12 protein-coding genes are annotated in these 14,756 nt (G+C 31.5%); all 12 read right to left on the bottom strand.

The annotated features are described in order from the left end of the window. Positions 1-22: 22 nt before the first annotated feature. Positions 23-1,087, bottom strand: coding sequence for a Wzz/FepE/Etk N-terminal domain-containing protein (locus C8C83_RS12540; RefSeq protein ID WP_132011761.1), 1,065 nt, complete (start codon positions 1,085-1,087; stop codon positions 23-25). Positions 1,088-1,096: 9 nt separating this feature from the next. After that, positions 1,097-3,505 (bottom strand): SLBB domain-containing protein, encoded by a 2,409-nt coding sequence (locus C8C83_RS12535; RefSeq protein WP_121328854.1) that lies wholly within the window; start codon positions 3,503-3,505, stop codon positions 1,097-1,099. A gap of 49 nt (positions 3,506-3,554) precedes the next feature. Beyond that, positions 3,555-4,601, bottom strand: coding sequence for a dTDP-glucose 4,6-dehydratase (rfbB, locus tag C8C83_RS12530; protein WP_121330035.1), 1,047 nt, complete (start codon positions 4,599-4,601; stop codon positions 3,555-3,557). A gap of 7 nt (positions 4,602-4,608) precedes the next feature. Further along, entirely contained in the window at positions 4,609-5,616 is a 1,008-nt protein-coding gene (locus C8C83_RS12525) for a mannose-1-phosphate guanylyltransferase (RefSeq protein WP_121328853.1), read from the bottom strand. Between the two features lie 31 nt (positions 5,617-5,647). After that, a complete protein-coding gene (locus tag C8C83_RS12520) occupies positions 5,648-6,931 on the bottom strand; it encodes a nucleotide sugar dehydrogenase (RefSeq protein WP_121328852.1) in 1,284 nt (427 codons plus the stop codon). A 301-nt stretch (positions 6,932-7,232) separates the two neighbouring features. After that, the gene (locus C8C83_RS12515) at positions 7,233-7,697 is read right to left on the bottom strand and encodes a UpxY family transcription antiterminator (protein ID WP_121328851.1); all 465 of its coding nucleotides are present in this window, start codon (positions 7,695-7,697) and stop codon (positions 7,233-7,235) included. 84 nt (positions 7,698-7,781) lie between these two features. Next, complete coding sequence (locus C8C83_RS12510) at positions 7,782-9,173, bottom strand: UDP-glucose 6-dehydrogenase (RefSeq protein WP_121328850.1); 1,392 nt, start codon at positions 9,171-9,173, stop codon at positions 7,782-7,784. Positions 9,174-9,198: 25 nt separating this feature from the next. Next, positions 9,199-10,182: an SDR family oxidoreductase gene (locus C8C83_RS12505; protein WP_121328849.1), complete on the bottom strand. Its 984-nt coding sequence runs from the start codon at positions 10,180-10,182 to the stop codon at positions 9,199-9,201. Between the two features lie 13 nt (positions 10,183-10,195). Next, on the bottom strand, positions 10,196-12,640 hold the full coding sequence (locus tag C8C83_RS12500; protein ID WP_121328848.1) for a polysaccharide biosynthesis tyrosine autokinase: 2,445 nt from the start codon (positions 12,638-12,640) through the stop codon (positions 10,196-10,198). Between the two features lie 15 nt (positions 12,641-12,655). Further along, a complete protein-coding gene (locus C8C83_RS12495; protein WP_132011760.1) occupies positions 12,656-13,447 on the bottom strand; it encodes a polysaccharide biosynthesis/export family protein in 792 nt (263 codons plus the stop codon). A 71-nt stretch (positions 13,448-13,518) separates the two neighbouring features. Continuing rightward, a complete protein-coding gene (gene recR / locus C8C83_RS12490) occupies positions 13,519-14,139 on the bottom strand; it encodes a recombination mediator RecR (protein ID WP_121328847.1) in 621 nt (206 codons plus the stop codon). A gap of 122 nt (positions 14,140-14,261) precedes the next feature. Further along, a complete protein-coding gene (locus C8C83_RS12485) occupies positions 14,262-14,627 on the bottom strand; it encodes a CoA-binding protein (RefSeq protein ID WP_099709530.1) in 366 nt (121 codons plus the stop codon). Between the last annotated feature and the right edge of the window lie 129 nt (positions 14,628-14,756).

Genomic DNA, 14,756 nt, shown 5'->3' with positions numbered 1-14,756 from the left:
TAACTTAACTATAAAAATATATTTATAGCATTTTGAAAATTCTTTTAAAAATTAAATATAAAATCGTTAAAAAGCCAAATAATATACCTCCCAGGATAATACCTTTTAATTTTCCGAAATGCTCTTTTCCTAAAGGTAAAATTGGCTGGTCAATCACCTGAATTAAAGGTGTCTCTCTTCTTAAAGTAACTTTAGCTAATTCCGTTTGTTTTACAAGTTCGGTTAGTATCGCTATATTTGCCTGAACATCTACTTGTCTTCTTGATGATGGTGCTCTTCGAACATTTAAAGCCGGATTTAAATTAAAAGTATTATCATTAGCGACAGCTACACCAGTTATAGCTCCGTTGAGTTCTCCTCTAATTGAGTCTGTTTGGCGCTCTAAAATATCCATATTTAGCCTGGCCTTTTTACTTTTGGTATCAATATAAAATTCACCCACCTCTCTGGCCAAATTTTCGCAAAAATATTTAGAAAATAATTCATTTGTTGACGAAACTTCCATAGTAATGATCGATATCTTTTTGTCTTTCTGATCAACGTTTAATCCTCCTGCGGACAGTTTTTCATAAATTGATCCTAAAATACTATCATGTACTCTAGTAAATCCCTTACGATCTTGGTTAGGCAAAAATTGAATATTTTTAAGCTTTGGTTCATTATCCCATTTTTTTCTCCATTTATTATTCTGGATAAACATTTCAGCTAAAGAAATATCTTTGCCCTCTACATTCACAGTTGTTAAAAGTGTCTTCTCAACCATTGACCTTGATTTAAAAAGCTCTTTCAAATTGGCCCCGGTAAATATTCCTCCGGCGCTACCCCCAATATCTAATCCCAATGAACTTGCAAGACCCAAAGCACTTCCAAGTCCTACACCAGATTTTTCATCCTCTAAGGCGAAAGATAATTTGGCTGTATATATTGGTTTTTCAATTACAGAGTATACAATACCTAAAGAAGCACCTATAATGCTGGTAAGTAAAATTACTTTCCATTTTGAAAGCAAATAACCATACCATTCTTTCGCTTTTTCAAGCAATTCTTTCAACGAAATTTCGTCATTTTTAATAGTTTCACTATCCATTAAAATAATCTATTTAAAAGCTGTTACAATTAATAATGCCAAACTGGTAATAACACTACCTATACTAACCCATTCTCCAGTACTCATCTTTTTTGTCTCAGGCTTTTCAGGAACAACTATCTGAGAATCAGGAGCTACATTAGGATATGATCTAAAGAATAAAAATGATTTCGTCACATCAGCTTTACCATTTGGGTAAATAATATATGCTTTTTTCTTCCAGCCTTTATTGTTCACTCCTCCAACTGCGTTTATATAATATTTGAATCCTTTTCCATTTCTATATGGAATCTCAGATGTTAGTAAAACATTTCCTGTAACTTTTACTCCTTCATTATAAACAGCTACTTCAATTTCATCACCTGGAAACAAAGTAACGTTAGAATAATGATTCTTATCTTTTTCTATTTTTTCCCAATTAATAGGTATTGTCGAAAACTTGATATCAGCTAATTTTTCTTTTAAAGAATCATTCTTAGATAGATTTAAATCTATACTTTCTAGTTTGTCAATTTCTTCTTGTTTAATGGGTCTTTTAATTTTCATCCCTTCTATATTTGAAATAGAAGTTAATCCTCCAGCCCTCATTACTATGTCGTATACTTTTTCTTTTTTGTTCGCTAGTACATATTTTCCCGGATAAACTACTGCCCCAGAAATACTAACCATTTCTGGTTTTTCATAAACAGCAATTCTTCGAATATTAATTACATCGAAAGGCTTTAAAATAAAATTTTTAATTTGTTCATTATTTTCAGTTGTAATTTCAAATTCAACCAATTCTACACGTTTGGGATCATTATCATTTATTACATCAGATTTAACCATTCTTGCAATTTCAACTCTTTTAGATGCTGAACCGGTTAAACCTCCAACCTGAACAATTAAATCATTTAATGTAAGATTTTCAAAATAGTCATAAATTCCAGGTTTTTTGACTTCACCATCAATAGTTACCTTGTATTCTTCTCTAAAATCTAAAATAGAATAAATGGTAACAGTATCTTCTCTTTTTAACTCAATATCTGCTCCTAAATCTCCTGACAATGCTGCACTTAAATCTACATTTACAATTTCTGTTGTCAAATCAGATTTTAAACGAATTACTCTTGCTCTTTTTGTATAAGCATCTTCTTTGAGCCCCTCTGCTCTTGTAATAAGATCTGAAATTCTCATCCCTTCATTATAAGAATAATAATCTGGTCTAAAAACTGCACCATCGATTTTAATACGGTTTTCAAATCTATTTAAAATTTTAGTCACTCTAAAAACATCCCCAGATTGAGGCAAATAAGAATTGTATTCGCTTTCGTTTATATCATGAACTTTAAATTCTTTTCCTGTTTTTTGCATCACACCTACAGAAGCAGTATAAGCAAATTCATTAAATCCTGATGCGAAATTTAGTAAATCGGTAAAACTTTCTCCTTTTTTTATTTCAAAAATCCCCGGGCGCTTTACTTCACCTTGAACAGTCACTCTCTGGCTATAGGAAGGAATTCTAATAACATCATTATCTTTTAAATTTACATTGTCTGATTGATCTCCTTTTACCAAAAATCTATAAATATCAATATTTTTGTAAACTTTATTATTTCTGATTAATTCAATATTTCTATAGCTACCGTTCTTACCTGGCCCCCCTGCTAAGTGTAATGCATTATAAACCGTCGCTAAAGATGAAATTGAATAATTTCCTGGCTGTTTTCCACCGACAACAGTAATTTTTATTGTACGTATTCTACTCAAACTAACGCTTACTTGTGATTGTCCAGATCGAACAGAACTGTAAACTTTTGCAATTGACGCTTTTATTTTTTGTGTTGCTGCTTCAACTGTGATTCCTGAAACGGCAATCTGTCCCACATATTGAATAATAACTTTACCTTCAACACTTACTGGAATACTAGCGTTAAATTCTTGAACTCCGTAAACACTTATTTGTAACTCATCACCTGGTCCTAAGATATAATTCATTGGTGTTGCCAATTTTAGATCTGGCTCAAAATTTAAACTAGGATTATCAAAAAGTTCAGATCCAAAAATTAAAGCATTGGCAGAATCTTTAACTTTGTTATTGACAATTTTTTCCTGATCCCTTCCAAATTCTGATTTACTATTCTTAGCCTGATTTGTATTAGCAATCTTTCCAGATGTATTAGAGAGATCTTGCAACTTAATTTTAAGCTTATCAAACTCTTCCTGACTCATTCCTTTTGAAAGGGCTAGTGGTTCAGCCTCATCAAGAGTCATATTATTACTTTTTAGTTGATCTGCAATTTTCATAAGGTCCTCCTGCGATAAATAATCAACTTTTACCGCACTTAAATCTCTAGATTTAAGCATATCCTGTGCATTGACGCTAAAAGAAATTAATAAAATAAAAATCAGAGTAAGAACATATATTATTTTTTTCATATTGAATAAAATTTTAACCAAAGTAGGTTTAAATAGAAAAATTTCCTTGTTATGAATATTGTTTTTGATAATAGTCTTTATATGTACCAGAGGTTACATTTCGCAACCATTCTTCATTATTAAGATACCAATTAATGGTTTTTTCCAAACCCTCTTCAAAAGTTACTGACGGTTTCCAACCTAATTCTTTATTAATTTTTGAAGCATCAATTGCGTATCTTAAATCATGCCCCGGTCGATCCTTTACATAAGTAATTAACTCTTGGGATTTACCCTCTGTTCTACCCAATTTTTGATCCATAATATTACATAGCAATTTTACTAAATCAATGTTTTTCCATTCATTGAAACCTCCTATATTATAAGTTTCATGATTTTTTCCCTCATGAAAAACTAAATCAATTGCAATTGCGTGGTCTTCTACAAATAACCAGTCACGAGTATAATTACCATCTCCATAAACAGGCAATGGTTTATTATTGATGATATTATTGATAAAAAGTGGAATTAACTTTTCAGGAAAATGATAAGATCCATAATTATTAGAACAATTTGTCAAAACATAAGGTAAACCATAAGTTTCGCCATAAGCTCTTACAAAATGATCCGAACTTGCTTTTGAAGCCGAATATGGAGAATTAGGATCATAAGATGTCGTTTCTGTAAAAAGTCCTTCAGCACCTAACGAACCATAAACTTCATCCGTACTTATATGATAAAAACGCTTGCCTTCAAAATTATCTTTCCATTGATTTTTAGCTGCATTTAATAAATTCATTGTTCCGATAACATTTGTTTTAACAAAAGATAATGGATCTTCAATTGAGCGATCAACATGCGATTCTGCAGCCAGATGTAAAACCCCATCAAAATTATGAATAGAAAAAAGATCATTTATAAAAATTTCATCTACGATATCACCTTTTATAAATGTATAGTTAGCATTATTCTCAATATCTTTAATGTTTTCAAGATTCCCTGCATATGTTAATGCATCTAAATTATATATTTGATATTCAGGATATTTATTTACAAAACGTCTTACGACATGTGAACCAATAAAACCTGCGCCTCCCGTTATAAGAATTTTTTTCATTTCCATTTTAATTTAATAATTCTGAATTTTGTCTTTCTAATTCACCATACAAGTCTTTCACATCTTGTGAGTTCTCTCTTTGTAAGATTAAATTTGCGCTATCTGTATAAACAAAAATAGTGTTTTTCAATCCTAAAAATGCAGTGTACTTTTCGGTACCGATAACCATATTTCCGTTATTATCAATATAATGCCCTTTTGAAACCAAATAATCATAAACTGATTCGAAAGATCCTAAATCGGACCAGGAAAATGCAGCAGGTACTACCTTGATTTTTTTACTACGCTCCATAACAGCATAATCAATACTAATTGATGGAATTTCTAAAGACAAATCTAAATCTAGAAAACCTTCTTTACTTGCTTCCCAAACCAATTTTGATTTCTCATATATATCTGGTTGAAATTGTTTTAATTCATCAAGAAGAACTCCAGCTTTAAAGCAAAACATTCCACTATTCCATAAAAAATTACCTCTCGCTATAAACTCTTTGGCTGTTGTTTCATTTGGTTTTTCGCGAAATGACAAAACTTTATCTCCTTTCGATTCAATATATCCATAACCTGTTTCAGGCTTAGTTGGAATAATTCCAAAAGTCACAATAAAACCATCTTTCGCCTTTAAAATAGCTTCATCTATCGCTTTATTATAATCCTCCATTTTTTCGATAATATGATCCGAAGGAGTTACAATTAAAATATCTTCAGGATTAGAAGCAAATGCAGCAAAAGCAATAGCAGCAGCAGTATTTCGTGGAGTAGCTTCAACAATATTAGTATAAGTCGTTTTAGACTTATCCATCACTTTCCCACTAAGACTATGATTATCAACATTTCCAACAACCATGACTTTATCCGCCAAATGGCTATTACGATCAACTGTCATTTCGAATAAAGATTTTCCTTCAAAAATCTCTAAATATTGTTTAGGTCTACTTTTACGAGAAAGCGGCCATAATCTACTGCCAACCCCACCGGTCAAAATAACATGTATGATTGAATTGTTTGTTTCCATTTTTTTTTAATAAAAAAAGGATTCTTATTTACTACAACCTATTATCAGCTATAGTACCTAAAACTCCTTTTACATCATATAATAAACTGTTCTCTTTTTGTAATTCTGAAAAATTCAAGCTTAAAAATTCACTGTGAGCAACTCCCAGCACAATAGCATCAAATTTTTCTTTTGGCACAGAATTTACAGTTTCTAAACTATATTCTCTTTTAACTTCATCAATATTAGCGAGCGGGTCGTATAAAGTAACGGTTATCCCATATTCTTTTAATGACCTTACAACATCAACAATTTTTGTATTTCTTACGTCAGGGCAATTTTCTTTGAAGGTAATTCCTAGCATCAAAAGATTAGCACCATTAACTGAAATCCCTTTTTTAATCATCAACTTAACTACTTGCGAAGCTACATATTCGCCCATGCTATCATTTAGACGTCGGCCTGCCAAAATTATTTCAGGATGATATCCAAATTCCTGAGCACGTTGCGCTAAATAATAAGGATCTACTCCAATACAATGTCCGCCAACTAAACCAGGTTTAAAAGGCAAAAAATTCCATTTTGTTGCAGCTGCAGTTAGCACTTCCTGCGTGTCAATATTCATTAAGTTGAATATTTTAGCCAATTCATTAACGAAAGCAATATTAATATCGCGTTGTGAATTTTCAATAACTTTAGCCGCTTCAGCAACTTTTATTGTGGGTGCCAAATGTGTTCCTGCGGTTATTACAGATTTATATAAAGCATCTACTTTTAATCCTATTTCTGGTGTCGATCCTGAAGTTACTTTCAGAATTTTTTCAACAGTATGTTCTTTATCACCTGGATTTATTCGCTCTGGCGAGTAACCCGCAAAAAAGTCTTCATTAAATTTTAACCCTGAAATTTTTTCCAAAACCGGAACACATTGTTCTTCTGTAACTCCTGGATAAACAGTTGATTCGTATATTACAATATCTCCCTTTTTTAAAACTTTACCTACTGCCTCACTCGACTTATATAAAGGTGTTAAATCTGGGCGATTATTTCGATCTACGGGGGTTGGTACAGTAATCACAAAATAATTACAATTTGCGATATCATTTAGCGAAGTTGTACAATACAAACCACTTTCAGCATTAGGCAGATCGACCAAAACTTTTTGCAAAGTTTCATCATCGACTTCCAATGTTGTATCTGTACCTGATTTTAAAGATGCCACTCGTGACTGATTTATATCAAATCCAACAACGGAATATTTCGTAGCAAACAATCTCGCTAAAGGTAAACCAACGTAACCTAAACCAATAACCGCTATTTTAATATTTTTATCCATTTTTATGTTCTTTTTTAACCAATTCAGTCATTAAAACTCACGGCTTCGCCCTTCTGAATCACAAAATTTGACACAGATACTTAAAAACCAATTTCGGCAAATATAACATATTAAGTCAATTTATTCAATACGCTTTCCCGTAATCCTATAAAAACGGACTAATTAAATAAAACTAGCTTCACCAATCTACTATCAATCAGTCTGTAAAAAATTACATTATAAAAAAAACAGAAAAATAAATTCTCAAATTAAAGAATTTCATCTTCTGTTTTTAATTGAAAATAGTTAAACTATAACTACTTTATTTATATTTTATTTTAAGGACACAGCCTAAAGATTCTAAAACTAATGTATAATATGTGTTTGATACTTCCTGAACAATAGCATCCTGATTACTGAAAGCACCGGCTTCTATTTTTATACGATCTCCAACCTGAATTGAAGTCACTGATATATCACTTATATTTGGAGCTTTAAGACTTGTTTTTATACTATTAATTTCTTCATCACGAACGATCGCAGGTTTACCGAGCCAAAATAAATACCGTACTACTCCGGATACTTGAAAAACAGAATTACGGTCAATATCTGCCAGTTGAACGAATACATAGGAATTAAAAAGAGGCACTTCAACCTTTTTCTTACGATCTGACCATTGTTTCATCTGGATAATTAATGGACAATAACACTCAATACCTATTTGATTCAACTTGTCGGCAACTTTTTTCTCCCATTTAGGCTTTGTATATACTACATACCAATTCATCTTTTCATTTTATATTGAAATAAAACTTTCAAACCCATCCATTCTTTTCTCATTTCGTACCAAATTTATCTCAATATTTTTTTTCTAAGAACCTATTCCTTTGTAGATAAATCCTATTGATTCCATTTCTTTTGAATTCAATATATTTCTACCATCAAAAAGAAACGCCGGCTTATGCATTGAATCATAAATTTTTTGCCAATCATAAGTTGCAAACTCGTCCCATTCTGTTAGAATTGCAACTGCATGCGCACCTTTACAGGCATCATATGCATTATCAAACGTTACAATTTTTGAATTATTTTCCTTAGCAGATCTTGTTTCTAAATAATCCAGATCATTTAACATTTTATTTCTCGAAACTTTCGGATCATAAACAGCAATTTTTGCCTGCTCATTAATTAGATCATCGGCCACATAAATTGCTGCAGATTCTCGTGTATCATTCGTATCCTTTTTAAAAGCCCAACCTAAAAATGTAATCTTTTTATCTGCAACCGTATTATATAAGGTTTGAACGATCTTATTTGAAAATCTTCTTTTTTGATGATCATTCATTATAATAACTTGTTCCCAATAATCAGCAACTTCTGCTAATCCGTAAGATTTTGCAATATAAACCAAGTTCAAAATATCTTTCTGAAAACAAGATCCTCCAAAACCAACCGAAGCTTTTAAAAACTTTGAGCCAATACGGCTATCCATTCCTATTGCCTTTGCTACTTCATTAATATCTGCTCCAGTTTGTTCACACAGTTCAGACATTGCATTTATAGACGATATACGTTGCGCCAAAAATGCATTTGCGGTAAGTTTAGACAATTCTGAAGACCAAACATTGGTTGTAAGAATTTTGTCTTTACTAACCCAATTAGCATATACGTCAACCAGTGCATTAATTGCCTCTTCTCCTTCTGGTGTTGAATCTCCACCTATTAAAATTCTATCTGGATTTAATAAATCTGTAACCGCAGTTCCTTCAGCCAAAAATTCAGGATTTGACAAAATCTGGAACTGAACTCCATTTCCTGTGTTATCTAAAATACTTTTTATTGCTTCAGCTGTTCTCACTGGAAGGGTTGATTTCTCAACAACAATTTTATTCTGCTTAGCCACTTTTGCAATTTGTCTGGCACAAAGCTCTATATATTTCAAATCTGCAGCCATTCCTTTTCCTTTACCATAAGTTTTGGTTGGCGTATTAACTGAAATAAAAATTACCTGAGCTTCATCAATTGCTTTTTCAACTTCTGTCGAAAAGAAAAGATTTCTCCCTCTTGCTTCAGATACTATTTCTGAAAGTCCTGGTTCATAAATTGGAATATTATCTGTATTCGGATCATTCCAGTCTTTAATTCTTTGTTCATTCAAGTCTACGACTGTCACTTGAATATTTGGACATTTTTGAGCAATCACTGCCATTGTTGGGCCTCCAACATAACCTGCTCCAATGCAACAAATTTTTGTAATTTTCATTTAATTTACTATTATCTTGATCCTTTTATTTCAAATTATTCCAATACCAAATCACTGCTTCTTTCAAGCCATTTTGTAGAGAATATTCAGGATTATATCCCAACATTGTTTTTGCTTTATCAATACTTGCTAATGAATGTGGAATATCTCCCGCTCTACTTGATCCATAAACAATTTCCACATCAGCAATTTTAGAATCAAACGCGGCTAAATACTCTTTTAAATATCCAACTAAATCATTTAATGTATTTCGATCTCCAAAAGCAGTATTATAAACTGTATTAATTGCATTAGGATTTTGAGTTGTTATAGCCAACCTATTCATCTGAATTACATTATCTATATATGTAAAATCACGAGAATAATTTCCATCACCATTAATTACAGGACTTTCATATTTCATCAATTGTGCAACAAACTTAGGAATCACGGCAGCATAAGCTCCATTAGGATCTTGTTTTCTTCCAAACACATTGAAATATCTTAAACCAATAGTTTCTAATCCATAAGTTTTACTAAAAATCTCAGCGTACAATTCGTTTACATATTTCGTAATTGCATATGGAGACAAAGGCTTTCCAATTACATCTTCAACTTTTGGCAATCCTACAGAATCTCCATAAGTAGATGAACTAGCTGCATACACAAAACGTTTTACTTTTGCATCTCTTGAAGCGACTAGCATATTCAAAAAACCTGAAACATTTACATCATTTGTAGTTATTGGGTCGTTTATAGATCTTGGAACAGAACCTAAAGCGGCCTGATGTAAAACGTAATCTACATTTTGAACCGCTAAATTACAATCTTCAATATTCCTAATATCTCCCTCAATTAATTTAAAATGTGGATTATTTATAAAATCCTTCAAATTATAATGATGTCCTGTCGAAAAGTTATCTAAACAAATTACTTTATAGTCGAGTTCTAAAAAATACTCACACAAGTTTGAACCAATAAAACCCGCTCCTCCGGTAATTAGAATAGTATTCTGGTTTGACGTTTTCATTTAGTTCAGATTATTATTTTTTTATTTTTTGCAAAATAGATTTCCAGAACCCTGATTTAACTTCATCATCATGATATCCGTTTGAATAAGCTCCATAACCGTACCCGTAACCATATGTTGAGCCATACTTTGCTTTATTCTCATAACCATTCAAAACTATACTTGCATTATTTAATTCCCCTCGTTTAACTCTTGTATTCAACAACGTTATCATATCTTTTTTAGTATAATTTTGTCTAACGATATAGAGTGAAACATCTGCATACTGAACTAATTCTAATGCATCTGACACAAGACCAACTGGAGGCGTGTCTAAAATAACATAATCATATTTTTGCTTTAGTTCATCTATCATTTCCTTCATGGCTTCACTCAAAATCAATTCAGAAGGATTTGGAGGAATCGGACCGGAAAGTATAACATCAAGATTTGGAATTTGTGTTTTATTGACAATTTCTTCCAGACTATTTTGTTTAATCAGATAGTTTACTACTCCTAATGGATTTGTTAAACTAAACTCAGCAGCTAATCTTGGTTTTCTTAAATCTAACCCAACAACAACCGTTTTTTTCTCACTTAAGGCAAAAACAGTAGCTATATTTATTGAACAAAATGTTTTTCCTTCTCCACTAATAGTAGAGGTAATCATTAATGTTTTTGCGCCACTTACTTGTTGCTTTTTATACAAGAACTGAAGTGAAGAACGAATTCCTCTAAAAGCTTCTGAAAGGGCCGATTTTGGTTTGTCAAATACTGCTAGATTTATAAAATCTTTATTCATTCCAACAACTCCAATTAGCGGTATACTGGTCAATTTACTAATATCATCTGTATTTTGAATCGAGTCATTGATAAAAAATAACAAGAAAACAAATGACAAGGGCACTAATATTCCTAAAAACAGTGCCAATACATAATTTGCTGAAGTTTTTGGACCAATCAGTCCTCCTCCAATATCTTTTGCCGAATCAATAAAATGAATATCTGATAAATTAGATGCCTTTACAATTTCTGCTTCATTTCGTTTCTTAAGAAATTCAGTATAGATATTGTCATTTAAATCATACTTCCTTTGTATTTTCAATAATTCCTGTTGTTCTTCAGGAAGTCGTTTTACTGTACTTTCTGCCTCTCCGATTTTTGCATTAACAAGAGACAGGTCGTATAATAATGATGTTTTTGCCGATGCTATATTTTCTAACAAAACATCCTTAACTGCTCGCATCTGATTGTCAAAATCCTTAAAAATTTTATCACTCTTTACAGCATAAGACATTTCTGATCTTTGTGTAGAGAGCGCGATAAGTTTTGAAACATTAGTAACAACATTTGGATCTTCAATTCCCGCCACAGATGGTGCTGGTAATCTTGAATAATCAACACTATTATTTAAATATGTTTTTAAAGAATTATAATAACTAATTTTTCTCGAAACCCGATCTCGTTCAACATCAAAATCCGTGATTTTATCTGAAACCTTTGCTCCTCCGCCTTCAATTTCATAAATATTTTTATCTTTCCTAAACGTTTTTAATTCATTACCAGTTTGTTTCAACTGAGACTCCATTGCAACCAAAGTACTATCGATAAATCTAATTGTATTAGTAGCAAACTGATTTTTTCCATCTAGTTGAATTTTAATCAACATCTTTACAGTTGCATTCAAATATTCAACCATTCTGGCTTTATTTGTACCTGACATGCTAAGTGTCAATAATGAACCTCCGCCTTTATCACTATCAACACTAATTCCTCTGTATCGAGATACGGTTCCATCAAAATTATTGAATCTTACAAAGTATTCTTTCCCTTTATAAAAACCAGGATTATCATTTATTTGCAATTTCAAATTTAAAAAAGGCAATACAACTTGTTCCCCAACTTTATATTTTTTTACAAATATTCCAGGCTGAACGGAAGTATTACTATATACATTGGTAGAATAAGTAATTAAAGGAACTGAATTAACCTCAAAAGGAATCTTAATTTGGTATTCATTTTCGCTTAGGAATTTAATACTGATTAAAGCATTAGCGAGCTGTGGTTTTGTTTTATCAATACTTACATAAAAAGGAACTGCACCATAAGAATCTACTAAATTATATTTTCCTTGTTCCAAATAATCTATATAATATTGTAATTTATCAACAACGATTTCATTGTGTGAACGTGATTGTAGTATCGTAGAAATTCCATTTACCTGATCTGAAATACCGCCCCAATTAAAAACCAAACTGGTATTAGAGGTAAAAAATGGATTACTTTCTTCCTTGATTGAAATCATGGTCTGCATCGAGTAAATTTTCTCTTTTCGAATATTTACTTGGTATGCAATAGTAAATGCAATTATCAAACTGACCAAAAACCATTTCCAGTAACTGGCAATCTTCAGCAAAAATCCTTTAAAATCAAAACTTGAATGATTCTCAAAAATGGAAAAATCTTTTATATCTAACATCTTTTGAATTTAGTTTTACTTTTTGATGATCAAATAAACTGTTGTCGCCAATGATAACAGAGTAATAATTGTACCTATAGATTGTATACCTGTTTGTCCAGTTCCCCAAGTTTTCTGTTTCAATGGTTTTACATAAATATAATCATTTGGCTGCAGGTAATAATAAGGCGATTTCATGACATTTACATCTGTAAGATCTAAACTATTCATTAGCACTCCAGTTGGCGTTTGACGAATTACAGTTACAGTTTTTCGATCTCCAACAGTATTAATATCGCCTGCATTTGCAATTGCCTCCATAATATTTACATGTTCCTGAAACAATGTCTTTGTTCCGGTACTTCCAACTTCTCCGTTTATCGTGTATCTAAAACCAGCTAACTTTACTGTAACAAAAATATTTGCTTCACTTTTGAAATATTCTTCCAGTAGTTTTTTTTCAATTTTGATTCTGACTTCTTCAAGAGTATATCCAATTACATTAATTTCTCCTAAAATTGGCATTCTAATATTACCATGATCATCTACTTTAAATCCGTCAAAATATAAAGCTGATTCTGACTTACCACCTGTTGAAGCATTCTCCGTAGTACTAAAAATTGACACTAACTTAGGATCTATTGCTTTTATGCTAACACTTAAAACATCATTTGTTTGCAATCTGTAAGGTTTGGTTTCTACTGCGGAGATTTTATTTTGTTCTCCAGAATTGTTTTTATCTTGCAGATAAACCAAATCTTTTATCGGAATACAAGATGTAAATAGCGTACTGATTAGTAGTAATATAAAAATGGTATTTTTACTCATTATTGGGATTTTATCGCAAATATAGCTTTTACTTTAATCTTCAGGAAATCTATATTTTATTTGGGGTATATTTAGTTGTTTTTGAAAGTTTTTTCAAACGGAACTCTATGCAAGATGCTTCGCCCGAGTGTAATTTCGTCTGCGTATTCTAATTCATCACCTACAGAAATACCTCTTGCAATTGTAGAAATTATAATTTCTGATTCGACGATTTGCTTATAAATGTAAAAATTAGTCGTATCTCCTTCCATAGTTGAACTTAATGCAAAAATAATCTCAACTACTTTTCCTGATTTTACTTTTTCGACTAAACTCGAAATATTCAATTGACTTGGGCCGACTCCTTCAATTGGAGAAATTTTACCACCAAGAACATGATAAATTCCTTTATATTGCCCGGTATTTTCAATAGCCATAACATCACGGATATCTTCGACTACGCAAATCGTTTGGTGATTTCTTGAATTGTTTGCACAAATTTCACAAACTTTTGTGTCTGAAATATTGTGACAACTTTCGCAAAACTTAATATCTGCACGCATGTTTAATAGTGCTTGTGACAAAAAGTTTGTTTGTTCTTTTGGTTGTTTTAATAAATGAAGAACCAATCGCAATGCCGTTCTCTTACCAATACCAGGTAATTGCGACATTTCGTTGACTGCTTTTTCTATTAATTTTGATGAAAATTCCATGACGACAAAAGTAATATTTTTAATGGTTCTTTTTTAGCCCCGATAGAAGTGGAAATCCTTTTTGTTTTTTTCTTTAAAAAAAAAAGATTGGAACGTATAGCGGGATTAGCTCCTAAAAAAAATTAATATTGATTTGTTGCCAATAAAACCAACGTACATGCAACTTCGGCTTTAATATTATTAAGTTCTAATAATTGATAAAATTCCGGATTTTCTGTTCCAGGATTAAAGACAACTCTTTTTGGCTGAGCTTCGATAATGTAATTATAATAATCACGTTGGCGTGCAGGATTTAAATATAAGGTAACAGTGTCTATATTTTTTACAGGAATTGCTTTAGTATGAATTTTAACACCGGCAACTTCACCTGTGTTTTGACCAATTGCCAAAACAGTGTGTCCTTTTTCAACCAACATATTTACAGCTCTAAAAGCATAACGATCTGGTTTTGTGGTAGCTCCCAGAACTAAAGTTTTTTTATTTTTCATCATTTTTAAATATTCTACAAAAGTAATCAAAAAGAACGAGCTTAGTTTATGTTATTGATTTAGAAATAACAACAATAAAGACAATATCCTAACAAGTATTTGCTTTCAGATATCAAAAAAAGACTATTT

This window comes from Flavobacterium sp. 90, from assembly GCF_004339525.1.
GTDB lineage: Bacteria > Bacteroidota > Bacteroidia > Flavobacteriales > Flavobacteriaceae > Flavobacterium.
The sequence above is the reverse complement of the archived record's forward strand: the minus strand, read 5'-3'. Positions and strand labels throughout refer to the sequence as shown.

Coding starts and splice junctions, on each gene's coding strand:
- C8C83_RS12540 (WP_132011761.1), bottom strand. CDS start 1,087: ATGGATAGTGAAACTATTAAAAATGACGAAATTTCGTTGAAAGAATTG.
- C8C83_RS12535 (WP_121328854.1), bottom strand. CDS start 3,505: ATGAAAAAAATAATATATGTTCTTACTCTGATTTTTATTTTATTAATT.
- rfbB (WP_121330035.1), bottom strand. CDS start 4,601: ATGAAAAAAATTCTTATAACGGGAGGCGCAGGTTTTATTGGTTCACAT.
- C8C83_RS12525 (WP_121328853.1), bottom strand. CDS start 5,616: ATGGAAACAAACAATTCAATCATACATGTTATTTTGACCGGTGGGGTT.
- C8C83_RS12520 (WP_121328852.1), bottom strand. CDS start 6,931: ATGGATAAAAATATTAAAATAGCGGTTATTGGTTTAGGTTACGTTGGT.
- C8C83_RS12515 (WP_121328851.1), bottom strand. CDS start 7,697: ATGAATTGGTATGTAGTATATACAAAGCCTAAATGGGAGAAAAAAGTT.
- C8C83_RS12510 (WP_121328850.1), bottom strand. CDS start 9,173: ATGAAAATTACAAAAATTTGTTGCATTGGAGCAGGTTATGTTGGAGGC.
- C8C83_RS12505 (WP_121328849.1), bottom strand. CDS start 10,182: ATGAAAACGTCAAACCAGAATACTATTCTAATTACCGGAGGAGCGGGT.
- C8C83_RS12500 (WP_121328848.1), bottom strand. CDS start 12,640: ATGTTAGATATAAAAGATTTTTCCATTTTTGAGAATCATTCAAGTTTT.
- C8C83_RS12495 (WP_132011760.1), bottom strand. CDS start 13,447: ATGAGTAAAAATACCATTTTTATATTACTACTAATCAGTACGCTATTT.
- recR (WP_121328847.1), bottom strand. CDS start 14,139: ATGGAATTTTCATCAAAATTAATAGAAAAAGCAGTCAACGAAATGTCG.
- C8C83_RS12485 (WP_099709530.1), bottom strand. CDS start 14,627: ATGAAAAATAAAAAAACTTTAGTTCTGGGAGCTACCACAAAACCAGAT.